Origin of the sequence: Cryobacterium flavum, assembly GCF_900103805.1 — a bacterium.
In the GTDB taxonomy this organism is placed as follows: Bacteria; Actinomycetota; Actinomycetes; order Actinomycetales; family Microbacteriaceae; genus Cryobacterium; species Cryobacterium flavum.
Genome location: NZ_FNIB01000001.1, coordinates 372,173 through 388,444, shown reverse-complemented (window position 1 = coordinate 388,444; position 16,272 = coordinate 372,173). Strand labels below are relative to the sequence as shown.

Sequence of the window (16,272 nt, the reverse complement as noted above, 5' to 3'; positions counted from 1 at the left end):
CACGTGGGTCACTCAGTCACTTTCAGGGGAGAGAACTCGGCCGCGCCACCGGCCAGAAGATCTATGGATACTCGTTCGGCCACGTCGAGCGCGGCTTCGGTGAGATGGAGGGCGGAGTGCGAATCGGGGGTCGCCGCGTGCGAGCTGGTGACCTTCCGGGAACCGTCAGGGCTGTACACGGTGGCGGTGAGGAAGAGGAGCCCATCGTCGACGACCGCGGTCGCGCCGATCGGTGCTGCGCAGCCGGCTTCGAGGCGGGCCAGCACCGTGCGCTCGGCGGTGGTCGTCGCCTGAGTGGAGGCGTGGTTCATGGCGGCGAGCGCAACGCCGAGCAGGCGTTCCGGTCTGCCGGCGCGCACCTCGATGGCGAGCGCACCCTGGCCCGGAGCGGTCGGCCAGGCCGACAGGTCGAGAAATTCGGGCGCGAGCGAATCGAGCCGACCGAGACGTCCGAGGCCGGCGGCGGCGAGCACGACGGCGTCGAGGTCGCCCTCGGCGACGCGGCCGAGGCGCGTGTCGATGTTGCCGCGAATGTCCACGATCGTGAGGTCGGGGCGACGCTCCAGCAGTTGGGCTACTCGGCGCGGCGAGCCCGTTCCCACACGGGCGCCCTCGGGAAGGGTGTCCAGGGTGAAGCCGGCGCGCGCGCAGAGCACGTCGCGGGCATCCGCTCTCTTGGGGGTTGCGCCGATAACGAGGCCCGGGTGGGGCTCGGTCGGCAGGTCCTTGAACGAGTGCACGATAACGTCGCACTCATCGTTCAGCAGGGCTTCGCGCAGGGCGCTCGCGAACACGCCGGTGCCGCCGAGGCTCGAGAGCGGCTCGGTCGAGGTGTCGCCGTGCGTGGTGACGCGCACGATTTCGACCTCGACACCGGCCGAAGCCGCGATGCGGTTGACGATGGTCTGGGTCTGCGCGAGCGCCAGGGCGCTCGCGCGGGTGCCCACGCGGATCACGGTCATGGCGCCATTCCGGCGACGGCCGGCTTGAAGCCGAGGCGCACGTTCTCACAGCAACCGGGGCGACAAACGTCGTACCAGGGTCCGAGAGTGGTCTCGGCCGGGCGGTCTTCCACCGGTGTGTCGTTCAGGCGTTCCTCGATCAGGTCGACGAGGCCGCTGACGAAGTCGGGCGACACACCGGGGGTCGGCACACGCACCGCCGTGATGCCGAACTTCTCGCTCGTCTCCATCGCTTCGTTGTCGAGGTCCCACATAACCTCCATGTGGTCGCTCACGAAACCGAGCGGCACGATGATGACGGCACGGATGCCGCGGGCCGGCAGCAGGGCGATCGCGTCGTTGATGTCGGGTTCGAGCCACGGCATGCTGGGCGGGCCGCTGCGGGACTGGTAGACAAGCTGCCACTGCGTCTTGAGCGGCACCGAGGAATCGTCCGGTTCCACGAGGGAGTCCATGACGACCTGGGCAACGGCGCGGTGCTGGGCCTCGTAGGCACCGCCCTCGCTGAAGCCGCGCTCGGGCGGGCCACTCTTGTTCGCATCGGTCATCGGGATGGAGTGGGTCGAGAACAGGATCTCGACCTCGGTGTCGACGTTTATGCCGGGGACAGCTGCCACGACGTCAGCCAGTCCCTGGGTCACGCCGGTGATGAACGGGGTCACGAAACCAGGGTGGTCGAAGAACTGGCGGATCTTGTCGATGTGCACCGTGTCGTTCAGGCCCTTGTCGGTCAGCGCGGCGGCGAAGTCTTCACGGTACTGGCGGCATCCGCTGTAGGAACTGTACGCACTGGTCGCGATCGCGAGCAGGCGATTCTGGCCGGCCTCGTGCGCCTCACTGATCGTGTCTTTCAAGTACGGCGCCCAGTTGCGGTTGCCCCAGATCACGGGCAGGTCGATGCCGCGCCGGTCGAGCTCCACCTGCAGTGCCGCCTTGAGCACGCGGTTCTGGTCGTTGATCGGGCTGATGCCGCCGAAGTGGCGATAGTGCGTGGCGACCTCTTCGAGGCGTTCCTCGGGGATGCCGCGGCCTCCGGTCACGTTGCGGAGGAATGGGATCACGTCGTCCTGGCCTTCGGGTCCGCCGAAACCGGCCAGCAGGACGGCGTCGTACTGTGCCATTACTGCAGCACCTCGACGAGCTCTGCGGTCGAGATTCGGCGTCCGGTGAAGAACGGGATCTCCTCCCGCACGTGGCGGCGGGCTTCAGTGTCGCGCAGGCCGCGCATCAGGTCGACGAGTTCGGTGAGTTCGTCGCTCTCGATCGGCAGCAGCCATTCGTAGTCGCCGAGGGCGAAGGCCGAGACAGTGTTGGCGATGGCTCCGCGGTAGGCGGCACCCTTGCGGCCGTGGTCGGCAAGCATGCGACTGCGGTCTTCCTCGGGAAGCAGGTACCACTCGAAGCTGCGCACGAAGGGATAGATGGTGAGCCAGGCCTTCGGCTCGATGCCGCGCAGAAAGCCGGGCACGTGGCTCTTGTTGAATTCGGCGTCGCGGTGCACGCCCATGGCATTCCAGGTGGGCAGCAGGCTCTTGAGCAGGCGGCTGCGGCGCAGTTCGCGGTTGGCCCATTGCAGGGTTTCAGCCTCGGGCGCATGGGTCCAGATCATGACGTCAGCGTCGGCCTTGAGGCCGGAGACATCGTAGAAGCCGCGCACGGTGACGCCCTCGGCTTCGATCAGGGCCAGCACATCGTCGAGCTCGTTCACGGCGTGCGGTACATCGCGGCCGTCGAGGTCGTCGGGATTGTGCGGATCTTTTCGCAGAACGGTAAAGAGGGTGAAGCCTTGCGGCGAAGCCGCGGGTACCTCGGAATCGGTGGGGGTGGTGGGCTGAACGCTGGGTACTGCCTCTCCGGCAGCCGGGTGAGTCATGGCTCTAGTTTGCTCTGTATTGCGCCCGGCACCAAAATGAGCCCACCGGTTCCTGTGAACCGACCGAGCGGGCCTGGTGGGAACTAGCGGTTCTTGGCCACCGCTGAGGCTCCGAACCAGACGATAACGCCCACGACGGTCGCCGCTCCGACGGCAATGCCCACGAGAGCGGCCGGACTGTCTTCGCCGAGCTGGCGCAGGGCGTGGGAGAGCTGACGCCGTTTGATGCGCAGCTGTTTGGGCAAGTTGAACTTGTACTCGATCGCGTCGAGCGTCGAGGCGAGTTCGGCCCGCGCGTGCCGCGCTTCGGCACGAAGATCGCCGATGCCGTGCTTCTCGGTTTGCGTGCCGCTATTTGGTGTCATATTCGCCAACTCCCTTGAATGCATCTGCGTCCAGGCGGATGCTCGCGTGCACGCCCTCGGGGTCTGGTTTCGTGGCTGCCTTCACCCGATTGACACCGATGAGCACGAGGATGACGGCGAGCAGCACGAGCGCCACCGCCACGATGAGGGTGGCCAGCCAGAGCGGCAACACCAGAGCCAGCGCGATCACCGCGAGGGCGACGAACACTCCGAGTGCAAAAAAGAGGATGGCTCCGGCCACGATGAAGAGGGCAGCACCAACCCCGAAGTTCTTGGCCTTCGTGGCGAACTCGGCCTTGAAGGCATCCAGTTCGGCTTTGACGAGGGCACTGATCTGGCCGGGCAGCTCCCCGATCAGGGCGAGCAACGGGCGTTTGCTCTTCGGGTTGAATCCACTGCTAGTCACGGATTGCCTTCCCTAGGTTCGGGTGTCGGTGTTTCGGGTGTCTGAGAATTCTACGAGTTACCGTCGGGCTTACTGCGCGTCGGAATCGTCTTCGACGGGCTTGGCTTTAGGGGTCGCTTTCGGCTTCGGCTTTGCGGCGGCCGTTCGACTCGTGGTCGTGCTCGCCTTGGCGGCTGGGGTGGTCACGGCGGGGGTGGAAGCCTGCTTTTTCTTCGCGACCGCCTGGTTGACCGCTTTCTTGCCGGCCTTATACAGGGTGGAGGGAACGTCTCCAACCAGATCGAGGGCGGCATCGCGCACCTCGGTCACCCGGCGCTGCACAGGTTTGGCGTTCCAGAGATCATTGGCAGCGGCGGCGATCTGGTCGTAGCGTTTGCGGCCGGCGCGTGCACCGAGCACGTAGCCGACGAGTCCGCCCGTGATGAACAGAAGCTTTCCGCGCATTGAGTCTCCACTTTCGTAAGGTCTCCCCAGAGTAACCCGGTTCGCCGTTTCGGTCTCGGGTGCGCCCGGGTATGTCACACCGCGCTCGTATCAATACAGGAAGTGCACAGTTTCGGCGTCCGCTAGAGGTCAGGGGCGGTGATGGTCAGGCCGAGGGCGGCGTGCCGAATGCGGTCGCCGGCCTCGAGGGCGTGCGGGATGACCGAGGCGAGGCCGGTTCCGGCCAGCCAAGCACCGGTGATCTCCAGTGCGGGCGTCGCGGCCACGGCCTCGTGCACCAGCTGGGCGCGTTCGGGCGCACCGAGAGTGGCCGGTGACAGCGCGTCACGCCACTCGGTGCGGGCGAAGGCGCGCACGCAGCCGGCCGGAAGCGGCACACCGAGCAGGGTGGCAGCATCGTGCAGGGCGAGCGCCTGCAGTTCAACATCGCTGAGGTCATCGGTCGGGTTGGGGTGACCCGCCCGGCCATAGGACAGCCGCACGACATGCCGGCCGGGGCCGGCCGCGTCGGCGACCCAGGCCCACTTTGCGGTGACGTGCGTGAGCGCCTTCGCGGTGACATCGGGGGCGTCGATCGAGACGAGCACGCCGGTGCCGCGCGGGTGAGCGTCGAGGGCGGGCGCATCGAGCACGAGCGAGGTGAGGGTCACCGCGGTCGGGGCCGGCCAGTCGAGTTCGGCGAGCGCATCGAACTGGGCGCCGAGCGGATTGACCAGTCGCAGCGCCTGGGCTCCCTGAGTCGCGATGATGACGTAGCGGGCGGTGATGGTCTGGGTCGTGGTGCCGACGTCGGCGGGGTCAGCTGAGTCGATCGGGTCAGCCGGGTCGGCGGGCGCGGCATCCGCGGGGCGCGTGACGGTGACGGTGACGGACCAGGTCGGCGCATCGTCGGTACCGGAGCGAGCCAGGGTCTCGGCCGTCGTGCCGGTGAGGATGCTCACGTTGTGGCGCTCGAGGGCGGTCACGATGGCTGCGGGCAGGCTGGCCATGCCGCCGAGCAGCCCGCCGACGTTGGAGCCGGCGGGCGCGCCGGACCGCAGGGCTGAGACGGCGCCGGAGAGCGAGCCGGCGGTGGTGAGGGCGCGGTTGAGTCCGGGGGCGACGACGTCGATTTCGAGGTCGACGGCGCTCGTCGTGTAGACGCCGGAGGCAACCGGTTCGACCAGGCGGTCGAGTACTCGCGCGCCCATGCGCTTTTTCACGAGGTCGCCGAGGCTGTGCTCCCGGCCGATGGTGAGCACCGGCATGAGCCGGTCGAGGTAGGCGCGGAGCGACCCCTTCCAGCCGATCACGCGGCGCACGTCGTCGGCGAGTGGGGAACCGGGAATTCCGAGAACGCCGGCCTTGGGGAGCGGAACGCTCACCGAGGCATCCGCTGACGGGCGTTGCAGGGCGGTTCCGGCGGCGACCTTCTTTGCGCGGGCGCGGGCGCGGGCGCGGGCGCGGGACAGCGAGCCGGAGTCGAGCGCGGGCAGGTGCAGCCAGGCGCCGGCCACGTTGGGGGCGACGATTTGGTCGGTGAGGCCGAGGTCCTCGACGAAAGCGGCGACGGTTCCGCCGCGCACGGCGAAGCTCTCGGCTCCGCTGTCAAGACTGAGCCCGTCGAGAACGTGGCCGGCGACCGGGCCGCCGACGGCATCCGTTGCCTCGATGATGGTGACGGCCAGACCAACCTGAGCGCATTCACGGGCGGCCACCAGACCGGCCACTCCCCCGCCGATCACGAGAACGTCGATCATTCTGTTGCTCCTACTCGGCCGCGCTCACGTCGTGCACGAGGCTGACCAGGCGGGTCAGCACGTCGGGGTCGGTGTCGGGCGGAACGCCGTGGCCGAGGTTGAGTACGTGGGAGGGTGCGCTGCGGCCGCGTTCGAGTACGTCGCGCACGTGCGCTTCGAGCACCGGCCAGGGAGCTGCGAGCAGGGCCGGGTCGACGTTGCCCTGCACCGGAACCGCGCCGCCGAGCCGGCGGTTGGCCTCGTCGAGCGGTACGCGGTAGTCAACGCCAACGACGTCGGCTCCGATGTTGTGCATCTCTTTCAGTAGTTCGCCGGTGCCGACGCCGAAGTGCACGATCGGCACGTTGCGATCAACCGAGACGTCGTCGGCGCCGGGCACCGTGTAGGTGAGATCGCGCACGTGGGCGATCGCCGCAGCCGAGGCTGGAGCAACGGATGCCGCATAGTCGGCCAGCGAGAGCGCTCCGGCCCACGAGTCGAACAGTTGGGCCGCGCTCGCGCCGGCGACCACCTGGGCACGCAGGAACCGGCCGGTGACATCGGCGGTCCAGGCCATGAGCTTTGCCCAGGCCTCAGGCTCGGAGTGCATCAGGGTTCGTGCGTGGATGTGGTCTTTGGAGGGACCGCCCTCGACCAGGTAGGCGGCGAGGGTGAACGGGGCACCGGCGAAGCCGATCAGCGGGGTCGACCCGAGCTGCGAGACCGCCAGGGCCACGGCGCCCCGAATCGGCGCGAGGGCCTCCTCCAGAGTGGCGGGGTCGAGGGAGGTGAGTTCGTCGACATCCGCTCTGGTGCGCACGGCCTTGCCGAGAACGGGACCCTTGCCGGCCACGATCGACACGTCGACCCCGACGAGCTTCAGGGGAACGACGATGTCGCTGAAGAAGATTGCCGCGTCGACGTTGTGGCGGCGCACCGGCTGCAGCGAGATCTCACTCGCCAGTTCGGGGTCGAGGCACACGTCGAGCATGCGCGTTCCGACCCGCAATTCGCGGTATTCGGGCAGCGATCGCCCGGCCTGGCGCATGAACCACACCGGGGTCACGGCGGGCCGGGTGCCCTGGTAGGCCTGGATCAGGCGGGAGTCGGCGGTGAGGCCGGAGGAGAGTGGATGCTGCGCGTCGAGGATCATCACGCCCATTCTCTCAAATATCCCTGACGGCGCGCGACGGAAGCGTACAGCAAGAAGTCGTAGAATCGGCTAGTGCTCATTCTTCTTTCCGCCAGCCACAAAAACTCCACCTTCGATGTGCTGGAGAAATTGTCTGTGGGCGGGGGCTCTTCGGCCACCCGCATGGTTGAGCAGCATGGGCCACTCAGCGGTGCCGTCGTCGTCGCGACCTGCAACCGCTTCGAGGCCTACCTCGACCTGGATGAGCCCTACGGCGTGTCGCCGCTGCCCGCCGTCTACGCCGCGATTGAGGCCGTGAGCGCCTCGAGCGGCCTCGATATCGACGTTCTGCGCGACAATCTCACCCTCGTGCACGGCAATGGCGTGGCCGAGCACCTGTTCGCGGTGACCAGCGGGCTCGAATCCGTCGTCGTCGGCGAGGTCGAAATCGCCGGCCAAGTGCGCCGCGCGCTCGAGCAGGCTCGCGCCGACGGCACCACGAGCCCCGAGCTCGAGCGTCTGTTTCAGCGGGCCTCGCAGACCTCGCGCGGCGTGAAGAACCGCACCGGCATCGGATCGGCCGGCCGCTCGATCGTGCGCCTCGCCCTCGAGCTGGCCGAAAGCCGGGTCAGCGACTGGTCCAGCGCTCGCGTGCTTTTGGTCGGCACCGGACGCTATGCCGGCGCCTCGCTGGCCGCCCTGCGTGACCGCGGAGCCGAGAACGTGCGCGTGTACTCGCCCTCTGGCCGGGCCGTCGGATTCGCCACCTCGCACGACATTGACGCCGTATCCGCCGAGGATTTCGCCGCCGAGGTGGCCCGTGCCGACGTCGTCGTCACCTGCACTCTGCGCGACGACCACGTGATCGATGCCGCCCTGATCGCCCGTGGTCGTGCCGAGATCGGCACGGACCCGTTCGCCATTGCTGGCGCCACCGCCGACGCTCCCGCCCGGCTGTGCCCGGCCGACTCAGGACCCGAAGCACCGCCGCAGCTCATCATCGACCTCGGCCTGCCCCGCAACGTCGCCCCCGATGTCACCCTGGTTCCCGGCGTCGAGCTTCTCGACCTCGAGACCATCAGTATCCACGCCCCGCTCGAAGAGCTCAACGCCACGACCGAGGCCCGCGAAATCGTCGGCAAGGCGGCCCGCAAGTTCTCCGATGTTGCCGAAGAACAGAGCCTCACCCCGGCCGTCGTCGCCCTGCGCAGCTACGTGTTCGAGCTGCGCGACGCCGAGATCGCCCGGGCTCGCAGCCGCGGCGACTCGAGTGAGGCCACCGAGTCGGCCCTGCGTCACTTGGCCGGCGTGCTGCTGCACACCCCCATGGTGCGCGCCCGCGACCTGGCCCGCGCCGGCGAGCAAGACGCCTACCTGACCGGCCTCGACGCCCTGTTCGGCATCGACGTCACACTGCCCGTCGCCGGTACAGCGGATGCCGCCGGCTCCATAGCTTCCTAGCTGACCTCCCCGGTTCAAGGGGCCGAAGGTGGCAGCGCGCGACGGTCAGGGGCGGGCAACCTCGACTAGCGTGACGCCGGCCGGCGCGCCGGGCGTGGACATGGCAGCGAGGGCCGCCGGTGCTTCGGCCAGGGAAATGCGGCGGCTGATCAGGTCCGCGGGGCGCAGTCGGCCGCTCAGTACGAGGTCGAGCAGCGCCGGGTAGTCGTGGGCCGGCATTCCGTGGCTGCCGAGCACGGTCAGTTCCCGCGCGATCACCGTGCCCAGCGGCATCCGCGGGTCGTCGGCCAGCAGGCCGATCTGCACGTGCCGCCCGCGAGTAGCCAGCGAGCGGATGCTGATAGCCACGGTATTCTCCCGGCCAAGCGCCTCGAGACTCACCTGCGCGCCGTCCACGGTAAGCGCCCGAATGCGTGCGACCACCTCGGCATCGAAGAGCCCGGTCGAGTTGACCACGTGGGCCGCACCGGCCCGAGTCGCCGCGTCGAGCGCATCGGCACTGATGTCGACGGCGATCACCGTGGCTCCCAGCGCCTGCCCAATCATGATCGCGCTCAGGCCCACTCCGCCACAGCCGACGACCACGAGAGTTTCGCCCGCCTGGAGGCGGGCTTGGTGCACGAGCCCGCGATACGAGGTGGCGAACCGGCAGCCGAGCAGCGCTGCGGCGCCGGCGTCGAGGTCGTCCGGAATCGCGATGAGGTTCACGTCGGCGTTGTGCAGCGCGACCCGCTCGGCGTAGGAGCCCCAGTGAGTGAAACCGGGCTGGGTCTGGTTGCGGCAGACCTGGCCGTTTCCGGCGTCGCACTCCGGGCACTCGCCGCAAGCGCAGACGAAGGGCACGGTCACCCGCTGGCCCGCTCGGAACCGGCGCACGAGCGGCCCGACCTCATCGATCACGCCGACCAGTTCGTGCCCGGGAACGTGCGGCAGGGCGATGTCGGCGTCATGGCCGAGCCAGCCGTGCCAGTCGCTGCGGCAAAGGCCCGTGGCCTCCACCCGCACGATCACGCCGGCCGCACTCAAACGCGGCTCCGGCACTTCGCGCAGCATCGGAAGAACACCGAACTCTTCGAAATAGACCGCTTTCATGGTCTCAGTCTGCACGACGGATGCCGGTGCATCCGCTTTCGAGGCCGGCTGGCGTTGGGCCATGGCGGTCTCGACCAGCGGATGGTGGCGGCCGACTCGGCCACCACCATCCGTTCACACGCTACGCGCCGCGGAGGCGCACGGCCAGGTAGGCCTCGAGCTCGGCGAGCGGCACGCGCTCCTGCGCCATGGTGTCGCGGTCGCGCACAGTCACCGCCTGGTCGTCGAGCGAGTCGAAGTCGACCGTGATGCAGTACGGCGTGCCGATCTCGTCCTGACGACGGTAGCGACGACCGATGGCTCCGGCGTCGTCGAAATCCACGTTCCAGAGCTGGCGCAGGTTCGAGGCAAGCTCGCGGGCCATCGGCGACAGCTTCTCATTGCGCGACAGCGGCAGAATGGCGGCCTTCACCGGCGACAGGCGTGGGTCGAGCTTGAGTACGGTGCGCTTGTCGACGCCGCCCTTATTGTTCGGAACCTCTTCTTCGACGTAGGCGTCAACCAGGAAGGCCATCAGCGAGCGGGTCAGGCCGGCGGCGGGCTCGATCACCCAGGGCGTCCAGCGCTCGTTCTTGGTCTGGTCGAAGTACGAGAGGTCTTTACCGGATGCCTTGGCGTGCGTTGACAGGTCGAAGTCACCACGGTTCGCCACGCCCTCGAGCTCACCGAATTCGGTGCCGGTGAAGCCGAAACGGTACTCGATATCGACGGTGCGCTTGGAGTAGTGCGAGAGCTTCTCTGCCGGGTGCTCGAACAGGCGCAGGTTCTCGGGATTGATGCCGAGGTCGGTGTACCACTTCATGCGGGTGTCGATCCAGTACTGGTGCCAGGTCTCATCCGTGCCGGGCTCGACGAAGAATTCCATCTCCATCTGCTCGAACTCGCGGGTGCGAAAGATGAAGTTCCCGGGGGTGATCTCGTTGCGAAAGCTCTTGCCGATCTGGCCGATGCCGAACGGAGGCTTCGAGCGCGACGCCTGCAGCACGTTGGCGAAGTTCACGAAGATGCCCTGCGCCGTTTCGGGGCGCAGGTAGTGCATGCCGGCCTCGTCATCGACCGGGCCGAGGTAGGTCTTGAGCAGTCCGGAGAAGGCGCGCGGCTCGGTCCAGATGTGACGGTTGCCGCAGTTGGGGCAGGCGATGTCATCGAGTCCGTTTTCGGGCGGGCGGCCCTTCTTCTCCTCATACTGCTCTTCGAGGTGGTCGGCGCGAAAACGCTTGTGGCAGCTGGTGCACTCGATCAGCGGGTCGCTGAAAACCTCGACGTGACCGGATGCTTCCCAGACCTGGCGAGGCAAAATCACGCTCGAGTCGAGGCCGACGACGTCGTCGCGGCTGGTGACCATCGAACGCCACCACTGCTTCTTGATGTTCTCCTTGAGCTCGACGCCGAGGGGCCCGTAGTCCCAGGCCGAGCGGGAACCGCCGTAAATCTCACCGGCCTGAAAAACAAAACCGCGGTGGCGGGCGAGGGCGATGACGGAATCAAGATGAGTGGGCGTCGCCACGGTGGCTCCAATGGTCGAAGGCGCAGAATGCGGGCGAGTGCCCGGTTACCCATTTTACGCGCTCGATCCGACCCGAGTTCCCGCTCTGGTTCGGAGCCTTTCTCGCGCGGATGTAACGTTAGTAGGCAGATTCACAGAATTTGCCTTGGCTCAAGGAGGAGAAATGGGCGCTTCGTCCAGCACGACCGAAGAATCGACCGCTCTGAAACGAATTCCGCACGACCTCGCGGTCGCCCTGGATCCCGAGGAGCTTGACGCCCACGATCGTCAGTGGACGCCTCTCAAAATCATCATCTGGTCGGCTATTTCACTGCTCGGTGGCCTCAGCTGGGTCATGCTCGCCGTCGTGCGCGGTGAGACTGTCAACGCCATCTGGTTCGTGTTCGCCGCGATCTGCACCTATCTCATTGGCTACCGCTTCTACTCGAAGTTCATCGAGAAGCACATCATTCGCCCCGATGACCGCCGGGCCACCCCGGCCGAGTACAAGGCCGATGGCAAGGACTTCGCCGCCACCGATCGCCGCGTCCTGTTCGGTCACCACTTCGCTGCCATCGCCGGCGCCGGCCCCCTCGTCGGCCCCGTACTGGCCGCACAAATGGGCTACTTGCCCGGAACCATCTGGATCATCGTCGGCGTCGTACTCGCCGGCGCGGTGCAGGACTACCTGATTCTGCACTTCTCTATGCGCCGCGGCGGTCGCTCTCTCGGCCAGATGGCCCGCGACGAACTCGGCGTGATCGGCGGCACCGCTGCCCTCATCGCGACCCTCGTGATCATGGTCATCATCGTCGCCATCCTCGCTCTCGTCGTCACCAATGCTCTCGCCGAAAGCCCGTGGGGCGTGTTCTCGGTGGGCATGACCATCCCGATCGCCCTGTTCATGGGCTGCTATCTGCGCTTCTTCCGCCCGGGCAAGATCACCGAGATCTCCATCATCGGCTTCGTACTGCTGATCGCCGCCATCGTCGGCGGCGGCATGGTGGCCGGCACCGATTTCGGCCAGACCTACCTGCTCCTCGATAAGGTCACCATCGCCTGGGGCATCATCATCTACGGCTTCATCGCCGCTATTCTGCCGGTCTGGCTGCTGCTGGCCCCGCGCGACTACCTCTCGACGTTCATGAAGATCGGCACGATCGGCATGCTCGCCGTCGCGATCGTCATCATCCGCCCCGAGATCAGCGTGCCGGCCGTGAGTGACTTCGCCACGAGCGGCACCGGCCCCGTGGTTGCCGGAACCCTCTTTCCGTTCCTGTTTGTGACGATCGCCTGCGGCGCCCTCTCTGGGTTCCACGCGCTGATCGCCTCTGGCACGACGCCCAAACTCATTCAGAAGGAACGCCAGACCCGGTTCATCGGCTACGGCGGCATGCTCATGGAATCGCTCGTGGCAATCATGGCCCTGGTCGCCGCGCTGTCGATCGACCGCGGAATCTACTTCGCCATGAACGCCTCGCCCGCTCTCACCGGCGGCACCGTGCAGGGCGCGGTCGCTTTCGTGAACAGCCTCGGTCTGACCGGCGTCAACCTCACACCGAGCATGCTGACCGACATGGCCACCAACGTCGGCGAAGAGTCGATCGTCTCCCGTACCGGCGGCGCCCCGACGCTCGCCGTCGGCCTGTCCCACATCATGCAGCAGCTCGTCGGCGGCGCGTCGATGATGAGCTTCTGGTACCACTTCGCCATCATGTTCGAAGCCCTGTTCATTCTCACCGCAGTGGATGCCGGCACCCGCGTCGCCCGTTTCATGCTGCAGGACAGCCTCGGTAACTTCTTCCCGAAGTTCAAGAACACGTCCTGGCGCCCCGGAGCCTGGGCCGCCACGGCCATCATGGTCGCCGCCTGGGGAGCCGTGCTCCTCATGGGAGTGACGGATCCGCTCGGCGGCATCAACACGCTGTTCCCGCTGTTCGGCATCGCCAACCAGCTGCTCGCGGCGATCGCCCTGGCCGTGTGCATGGCCATCGTCGCCAAGCGGGGCCTGTTTAAGTACCTCTGGGTCGTTGCACTGCCGCTCGGTTTCGCCGCTGTCGTCACGATTTCAGCGTCGTTTCTGAAGATCTTCTCGACTACCCCAGCCATCGGCTACTTCGCGCAGAACCGCGCGTTCTCCGATGCCCTCGCCGCTGGCGAGACGAGCTTCGGCACCGCCCCGAACGTTCTCGCCATGGAGGCTGTCGTGCGCAACACGATGGTGCAGGGCGTTCTCTCGATCGTCTTCGTCGTGCTCGCGATCATCGTGATCCTCACTGCGATTCAGGCCACCTGGAACGCCTACCGCAAGAATTCCAGTGCCACGAGTGAAGACGATGCCGTGCAGTCGCAAATCTTCGCGCCGGCCGGGTTCATCATGACCCCGCCCGAAAAGGTACTACAGGCCGAGTGGGATGCCCTTCCGGTGGAGAAAAAAATCAAGGTCAAGGGTCACTGATGACCGTTCTGGCGGGCGTCCGCAAGGGCGCCCGCGGCGTGGTCTGGTTCCTTAAGGGGATTCTCGGCGAGGACGCCTACGAGAAGTATGTGGCGCACCACGCGAGTGAATGCGAAACGGATGCCGCGGGCGCAGGCCGCGCGCCGCATCCGCTCATGACCGAGCGCGAATTCTGGCGCGACCAGACGGACCGGCAGGACAAGAACCCGCAGGGACGCTGCTGCTGACAGCTAGTCTGGACCGATGACGATCGGGGGTGGGGCAGAGCGGCTGCGCGCGCTCCGCACCCGACTCGGTCAGCTGCCGCCGTGGGGACTCGTGCTGCTGATCTGGGGTCTGTCGCGGCTCGTCACGACCGCACTGCTCGGTACCGTTTTTGCCGTCGCCTCGCGGGCTGGCTGGACCTTCGCGAGCTACCGGCGCGACCCTAACTTCTTCACCTTCTCGGGGTCGTGGGACAGCTCGTTCTACCGACAAATTGCGCTGCACGGGTATCCGACCGAGCTGCCGACGGATGCCGCCGGACATGTCGAGCCAAACGTCTGGGCGTTTCTGCCGGTGTTTCCCTGGCTGTCTCGCGGTCTGGCGCAGCTGACCGGCCTCGACTTCTACGTGGCCGGCGTGCTCGTGGCGACCCTGTTCGGCGCCCTGGCCGCGCTCGCGCTTCACCGCCTGCTGGAACCGCGAGTCGGGAGCCATTCGGCGCTGTGGGCGGTGGCCCTGCTCTGTTTCGGGCCGCTGTCGTTCATTCTGCAGGTGGCCTACGCCGAGAGCTTGTTTCTGTTCCTGGTGTTCGCGAGCCTCTGGGCGATGATGGAGCGGCGCTACCTGCTGATGATTCCGCTCGCCGCGGTGGCCGCGTTCACCCGACCGGGCGTGCTCGCGCTGTCGCTGGCCCTCGCTCTCATGCTGCTGCTGCGCTGGCGGGAACGCGAGCGCTTCCCCTGGCGCGAGCGCTGGGCGATCGTGGCCGCCGGGCTGAGCATTGCCGCGGCCGGGCTGGCCTGGCCGCTCGTGGCCGGCGCCGTCACGGGCGTGCACGATGCCTATCTCGCCACGGAGTTGTCGTGGTGGACCGGCTTTGTGGGCCGGACGTCGTTCGTGCCGCTCACGCCGTGGATCCTGATGGCCGGCCGTTACCTCGGCGTAGCAGGCATCGTGCTGGTTCTGCTGCTCGTGGCCGGGTTCGGGTGGTGGTTGTCGCGGCGGGCGCTGCATCCGCTTCGGCCGGACGTCATCGCGTATTCGGCGAGCTACGCGCTCTACCTCGTGGCCGTGTTCCTGCCGCAGCAGAGCCTGTTTCGTCTGCTGCTGCCGCTGGCACCGCTGCTCGGCGACCCAATGATCGCCCGGTCGAAGCCGCTGCGTCGCGGCCTGCTCGTGGGCTCGATCGCCCTGCAGCCCGTCGCGATCTGGCTGCTCTGGTTCATCGGGTACCCCTAGTGTCAAACCCCGTAGATCAAGCCGCGCTGCTCGGCGTAGCGGGCGCGCACGTCGACGGCCCAGTCCCGGGCGGCTGAGGGCGTGAGTTCGGTCGCGATCTCGCGCTTCCACTCGGGAAACTCGCCGTCAAGGGCCCAGGCGGCCTGCCGGGCGGCGCCGAGAGCCACGTATTCGCCGGGGGCTGGCAGAAGGACCGGCACGCCGAAGACATCCGCTGCGATCTTCTGCACGGCAGGCGATTGTGAGCCGCCGCCGATCAGAATGACCTGGCGCACGGGCACGCCGTGGCTGCGCAGCGAGTCGAGTGCGTCGGCGAGGCTGCAGACCAGTCCCAAAACGGATGCCTGGGCCAGGTTTTCGGGGCGCATATTGCCCCGTTGCATGCCGGTCAGCGAGCCGGTGGCATCCGGCAGGTTCGGGGTGCGTTCGCCGTCGAGGTAGGGCAGCATGAGCAGACCGTCGGCGTCGATCGGGGCGCTCAGAGCGAGCGCGCCGAAGCGTTCGATGTTCACGTCGAGCATGCCGGCCGTGGCCACGAGCGTGCGGGCGCCATTGATGGTGGCGAGCAGGGGAAGCTGACCGCCGGCGGCGTCGGCGAACCCGGCGACCGAGCCGGAGGCATCCGCTATCTGGGCAGCGGTGCTGGCGAACACGGTGCCGCTCGTGCCGATAGACACGATCACGTCGCCTTCTTCGGCCCCGAGGCCGAGTGCGGCTGAGGCGTTGTCGCCGGCGCCGGCCGAGACGATGACGCCGCCGCTGGTGACCCCGGCCCGCTCCGACGGGCCGAGCACCCGCGGCACACTGGCTGCGCGGCCGAGGGCGGACTCGAGCAGATCGAGGCGGTACTCGTTGCTGTGCACCGAGAAGTATCCGGTGCCGGAGGCGTCGCTGCGATCAGTCGTGGCCTCAACGGGCCGGCCGAGAATGTTCCAGGTGAGCCAGTCGTGCGGCAGCAGCACCTGTTCGACGCGGGCGGCGAGCTCGGGCCGGTTCTCGTGCATCCAGGCCAGCTTCGTGATGGTGAACGACGCGACCGGCACGACGCCGACCTCATCGGCCCACATCGAGGCACCGTACTGCTCGGTGAGCGCTCTGGCCTGCGGGGCACTGCGAACATCGTTCCAGAGCAGGGCGTCGTGCACGGGCGTGCCGGTGTCATCGAGGGCGACCATGCCGTGCTGCTGCGCGCTCACACCAAGAGCGAGCACGTTGCCGGCGCCAGCGGCCGCGTCGGCGCCTCCGGCTTGCTCGAAGGCGTCCCACCAACGCGCAGGGTTGATGCTCGTGCCGTCGGGGTGGGGTGCGCTCTGCAGCTGCAAAAGCTCACCGGTGTCGGCGTCGACGCTCACGACCTTGCAACTCTGGGTCGAGGAATCGACTCCGACCACCACGCGACGTTTCAGTGCCAACGCATCTCCTTTGAAACCTA

The 16,272-nt window shown here is 67.4% G+C and carries 15 protein-coding genes; 4 read left to right on the top strand and 11 right to left on the bottom strand.

All coding sequences use genetic code 11. From position 1 onward, the window contains the following. Window positions 1–8: 8 nt before the first annotated feature. The 8 genes from hemC to hemE all read right to left on the bottom strand — a co-directional run bounded on the left by hemC (window position 9) and on the right by hemE (window position 6,921). Window positions 9–962: a hydroxymethylbilane synthase gene (gene hemC / locus BLS91_RS01775; protein WP_092338610.1), complete on the bottom strand. Its 954-nt coding sequence runs from the start codon at window positions 960–962 to the stop codon at window positions 9–11. Continuing rightward, entirely contained in the window at window positions 959–2,083 is a 1,125-nt protein-coding gene (locus BLS91_RS01770; RefSeq protein ID WP_092338608.1) for a ferrochelatase, read from the bottom strand. The genes hemC and BLS91_RS01770 overlap by 4 nt, the downstream gene beginning before the upstream one ends. Then, window positions 2,083–2,835 (bottom strand): hydrogen peroxide-dependent heme synthase, encoded by a 753-nt coding sequence (hemQ, locus tag BLS91_RS01765; protein ID WP_092338606.1) that lies wholly within the window; start codon window positions 2,833–2,835, stop codon window positions 2,083–2,085. Before hemQ ends, BLS91_RS01770 begins: the two co-directional genes overlap by 1 nt. An 83-nt stretch (window positions 2,836–2,918) precedes the next feature. Beyond that, window positions 2,919–3,200 carry a hypothetical protein gene (locus BLS91_RS01760; protein ID WP_233197216.1) on the bottom strand — a complete coding sequence of 94 codons (282 nt, stop codon included), beginning with the start codon at window positions 3,198–3,200 and terminating at the stop codon, window positions 2,919–2,921. Further along, on the bottom strand, window positions 3,187–3,606 hold the full coding sequence (locus BLS91_RS01755) for a phage holin family protein (RefSeq protein ID WP_092338604.1): 420 nt from the start codon (window positions 3,604–3,606) through the stop codon (window positions 3,187–3,189). The genes BLS91_RS01760 and BLS91_RS01755 overlap by 14 nt, the downstream gene beginning before the upstream one ends. A 69-nt stretch (window positions 3,607–3,675) precedes the next feature. Then, entirely contained in the window at window positions 3,676–4,050 is a 375-nt protein-coding gene (locus tag BLS91_RS01750) for a hypothetical protein (protein WP_174774965.1), read from the bottom strand. 122 nt (window positions 4,051–4,172) lie between these two features. Continuing rightward, window positions 4,173–5,789 carry a protoporphyrinogen/coproporphyrinogen oxidase gene (locus BLS91_RS01745; protein WP_092338602.1) on the bottom strand — a complete coding sequence of 539 codons (1,617 nt, stop codon included), beginning with the start codon at window positions 5,787–5,789 and terminating at the stop codon, window positions 4,173–4,175. Window positions 5,790–5,799: 10 nt separating this feature from the next. Further along, on the bottom strand, window positions 5,800–6,921 hold the full coding sequence (gene hemE, locus BLS91_RS01740) for a uroporphyrinogen decarboxylase (protein ID WP_092338601.1): 1,122 nt from the start codon (window positions 6,919–6,921) through the stop codon (window positions 5,800–5,802). Between the two features lie 72 nt (window positions 6,922–6,993). Here hemE and BLS91_RS01735 point away from each other — a divergent pair, with 72 nt between their 5' ends. Further along, the gene (locus tag BLS91_RS01735) at window positions 6,994–8,361 is read left to right on the top strand and encodes a glutamyl-tRNA reductase (RefSeq protein ID WP_092338599.1); all 1,368 of its coding nucleotides are present in this window, start codon (window positions 6,994–6,996) and stop codon (window positions 8,359–8,361) included. Between the two features lie 45 nt (window positions 8,362–8,406). Here the strand turns inward: BLS91_RS01735 and BLS91_RS01730 are convergent, their stop codons facing one another. Then, window positions 8,407–9,453 carry a zinc-binding dehydrogenase gene (locus BLS91_RS01730; RefSeq protein ID WP_092338799.1) on the bottom strand — a complete coding sequence of 349 codons (1,047 nt, stop codon included), beginning with the start codon at window positions 9,451–9,453 and terminating at the stop codon, window positions 8,407–8,409. A gap of 121 nt (window positions 9,454–9,574) precedes the next feature. Next, window positions 9,575–10,960 (bottom strand): glycine--tRNA ligase, encoded by a 1,386-nt coding sequence (locus BLS91_RS01725; RefSeq protein ID WP_092338597.1) that lies wholly within the window; start codon window positions 10,958–10,960, stop codon window positions 9,575–9,577. Window positions 10,961–11,123: 163 nt separating this feature from the next. Here BLS91_RS01725 and BLS91_RS01720 point away from each other — a divergent pair, with 163 nt between their 5' ends. The 3 genes from BLS91_RS01720 to BLS91_RS01710 are packed head-to-tail and all read left to right on the top strand — an operon-like array spanning window position 11,124 to window position 14,840. Then, window positions 11,124–13,397 (top strand): carbon starvation CstA family protein, encoded by a 2,274-nt coding sequence (locus BLS91_RS01720; RefSeq protein ID WP_092338595.1) that lies wholly within the window; start codon window positions 11,124–11,126, stop codon window positions 13,395–13,397. Continuing rightward, window positions 13,394–13,624 (top strand): YbdD/YjiX family protein, encoded by a 231-nt coding sequence (locus BLS91_RS01715; RefSeq protein WP_369831287.1) that lies wholly within the window; start codon window positions 13,394–13,396, stop codon window positions 13,622–13,624. The genes BLS91_RS01720 and BLS91_RS01715 overlap by 4 nt, the downstream gene beginning before the upstream one ends. Window positions 13,625–13,640: 16 nt before the next feature. Further along, a complete protein-coding gene (locus BLS91_RS01710) occupies window positions 13,641–14,840 on the top strand; it encodes a hypothetical protein (protein ID WP_092338591.1) in 1,200 nt (399 codons plus the stop codon). Window positions 14,841–14,842: 2 nt separating this feature from the next. On the opposite strand, the gene xylB is transcribed toward BLS91_RS01710, so the two are convergent. Continuing rightward, window positions 14,843–16,252, bottom strand: a complete 1,410-nt coding sequence (xylB, locus tag BLS91_RS01705) for a xylulokinase (protein ID WP_241983071.1) — start codon at window positions 16,250–16,252, stop codon at window positions 14,843–14,845. Window positions 16,253–16,272: the final 20 nt, after the last annotated feature.

What these genes read in the sequence shown, in the direction of transcription:
- hemC (WP_092338610.1), bottom strand. Translation starts at nt 962, where the DNA reads ATGACCGTGATCCGCGTGGGCACCCGCGCGAGCGCCCTGGCGCTCGCG.
- BLS91_RS01770 (WP_092338608.1), bottom strand. Translation starts at nt 2,083, where the DNA reads ATGGCACAGTACGACGCCGTCCTGCTGGCCGGTTTCGGCGGACCCGAA.
- hemQ (WP_092338606.1), bottom strand. Translation starts at nt 2,835, where the DNA reads ATGACTCACCCGGCTGCCGGAGAGGCAGTACCCAGCGTTCAGCCCACC.
- BLS91_RS01760 (WP_233197216.1), bottom strand. Translation starts at nt 3,200, where the DNA reads ATGACACCAAATAGCGGCACGCAAACCGAGAAGCACGGCATCGGCGAT.
- BLS91_RS01750 (WP_174774965.1), bottom strand. Translation starts at nt 4,050, where the DNA reads ATGCGCGGAAAGCTTCTGTTCATCACGGGCGGACTCGTCGGCTACGTG.
- BLS91_RS01745 (WP_092338602.1), bottom strand. Translation starts at nt 5,789, where the DNA reads ATGATCGACGTTCTCGTGATCGGCGGGGGAGTGGCCGGTCTGGTGGCC.
- hemE (WP_092338601.1), bottom strand. Translation starts at nt 6,921, where the DNA reads ATGATCCTCGACGCGCAGCATCCACTCTCCTCCGGCCTCACCGCCGAC.
- BLS91_RS01730 (WP_092338799.1), bottom strand. Translation starts at nt 9,453, where the DNA reads ATGAAAGCGGTCTATTTCGAAGAGTTCGGTGTTCTTCCGATGCTGCGC.
- BLS91_RS01720 (WP_092338595.1), top strand. Translation starts at nt 11,124, where the DNA reads ATGGGCGCTTCGTCCAGCACGACCGAAGAATCGACCGCTCTGAAACGA.
- BLS91_RS01710 (WP_092338591.1), top strand. Translation starts at nt 13,641, where the DNA reads ATGACGATCGGGGGTGGGGCAGAGCGGCTGCGCGCGCTCCGCACCCGA.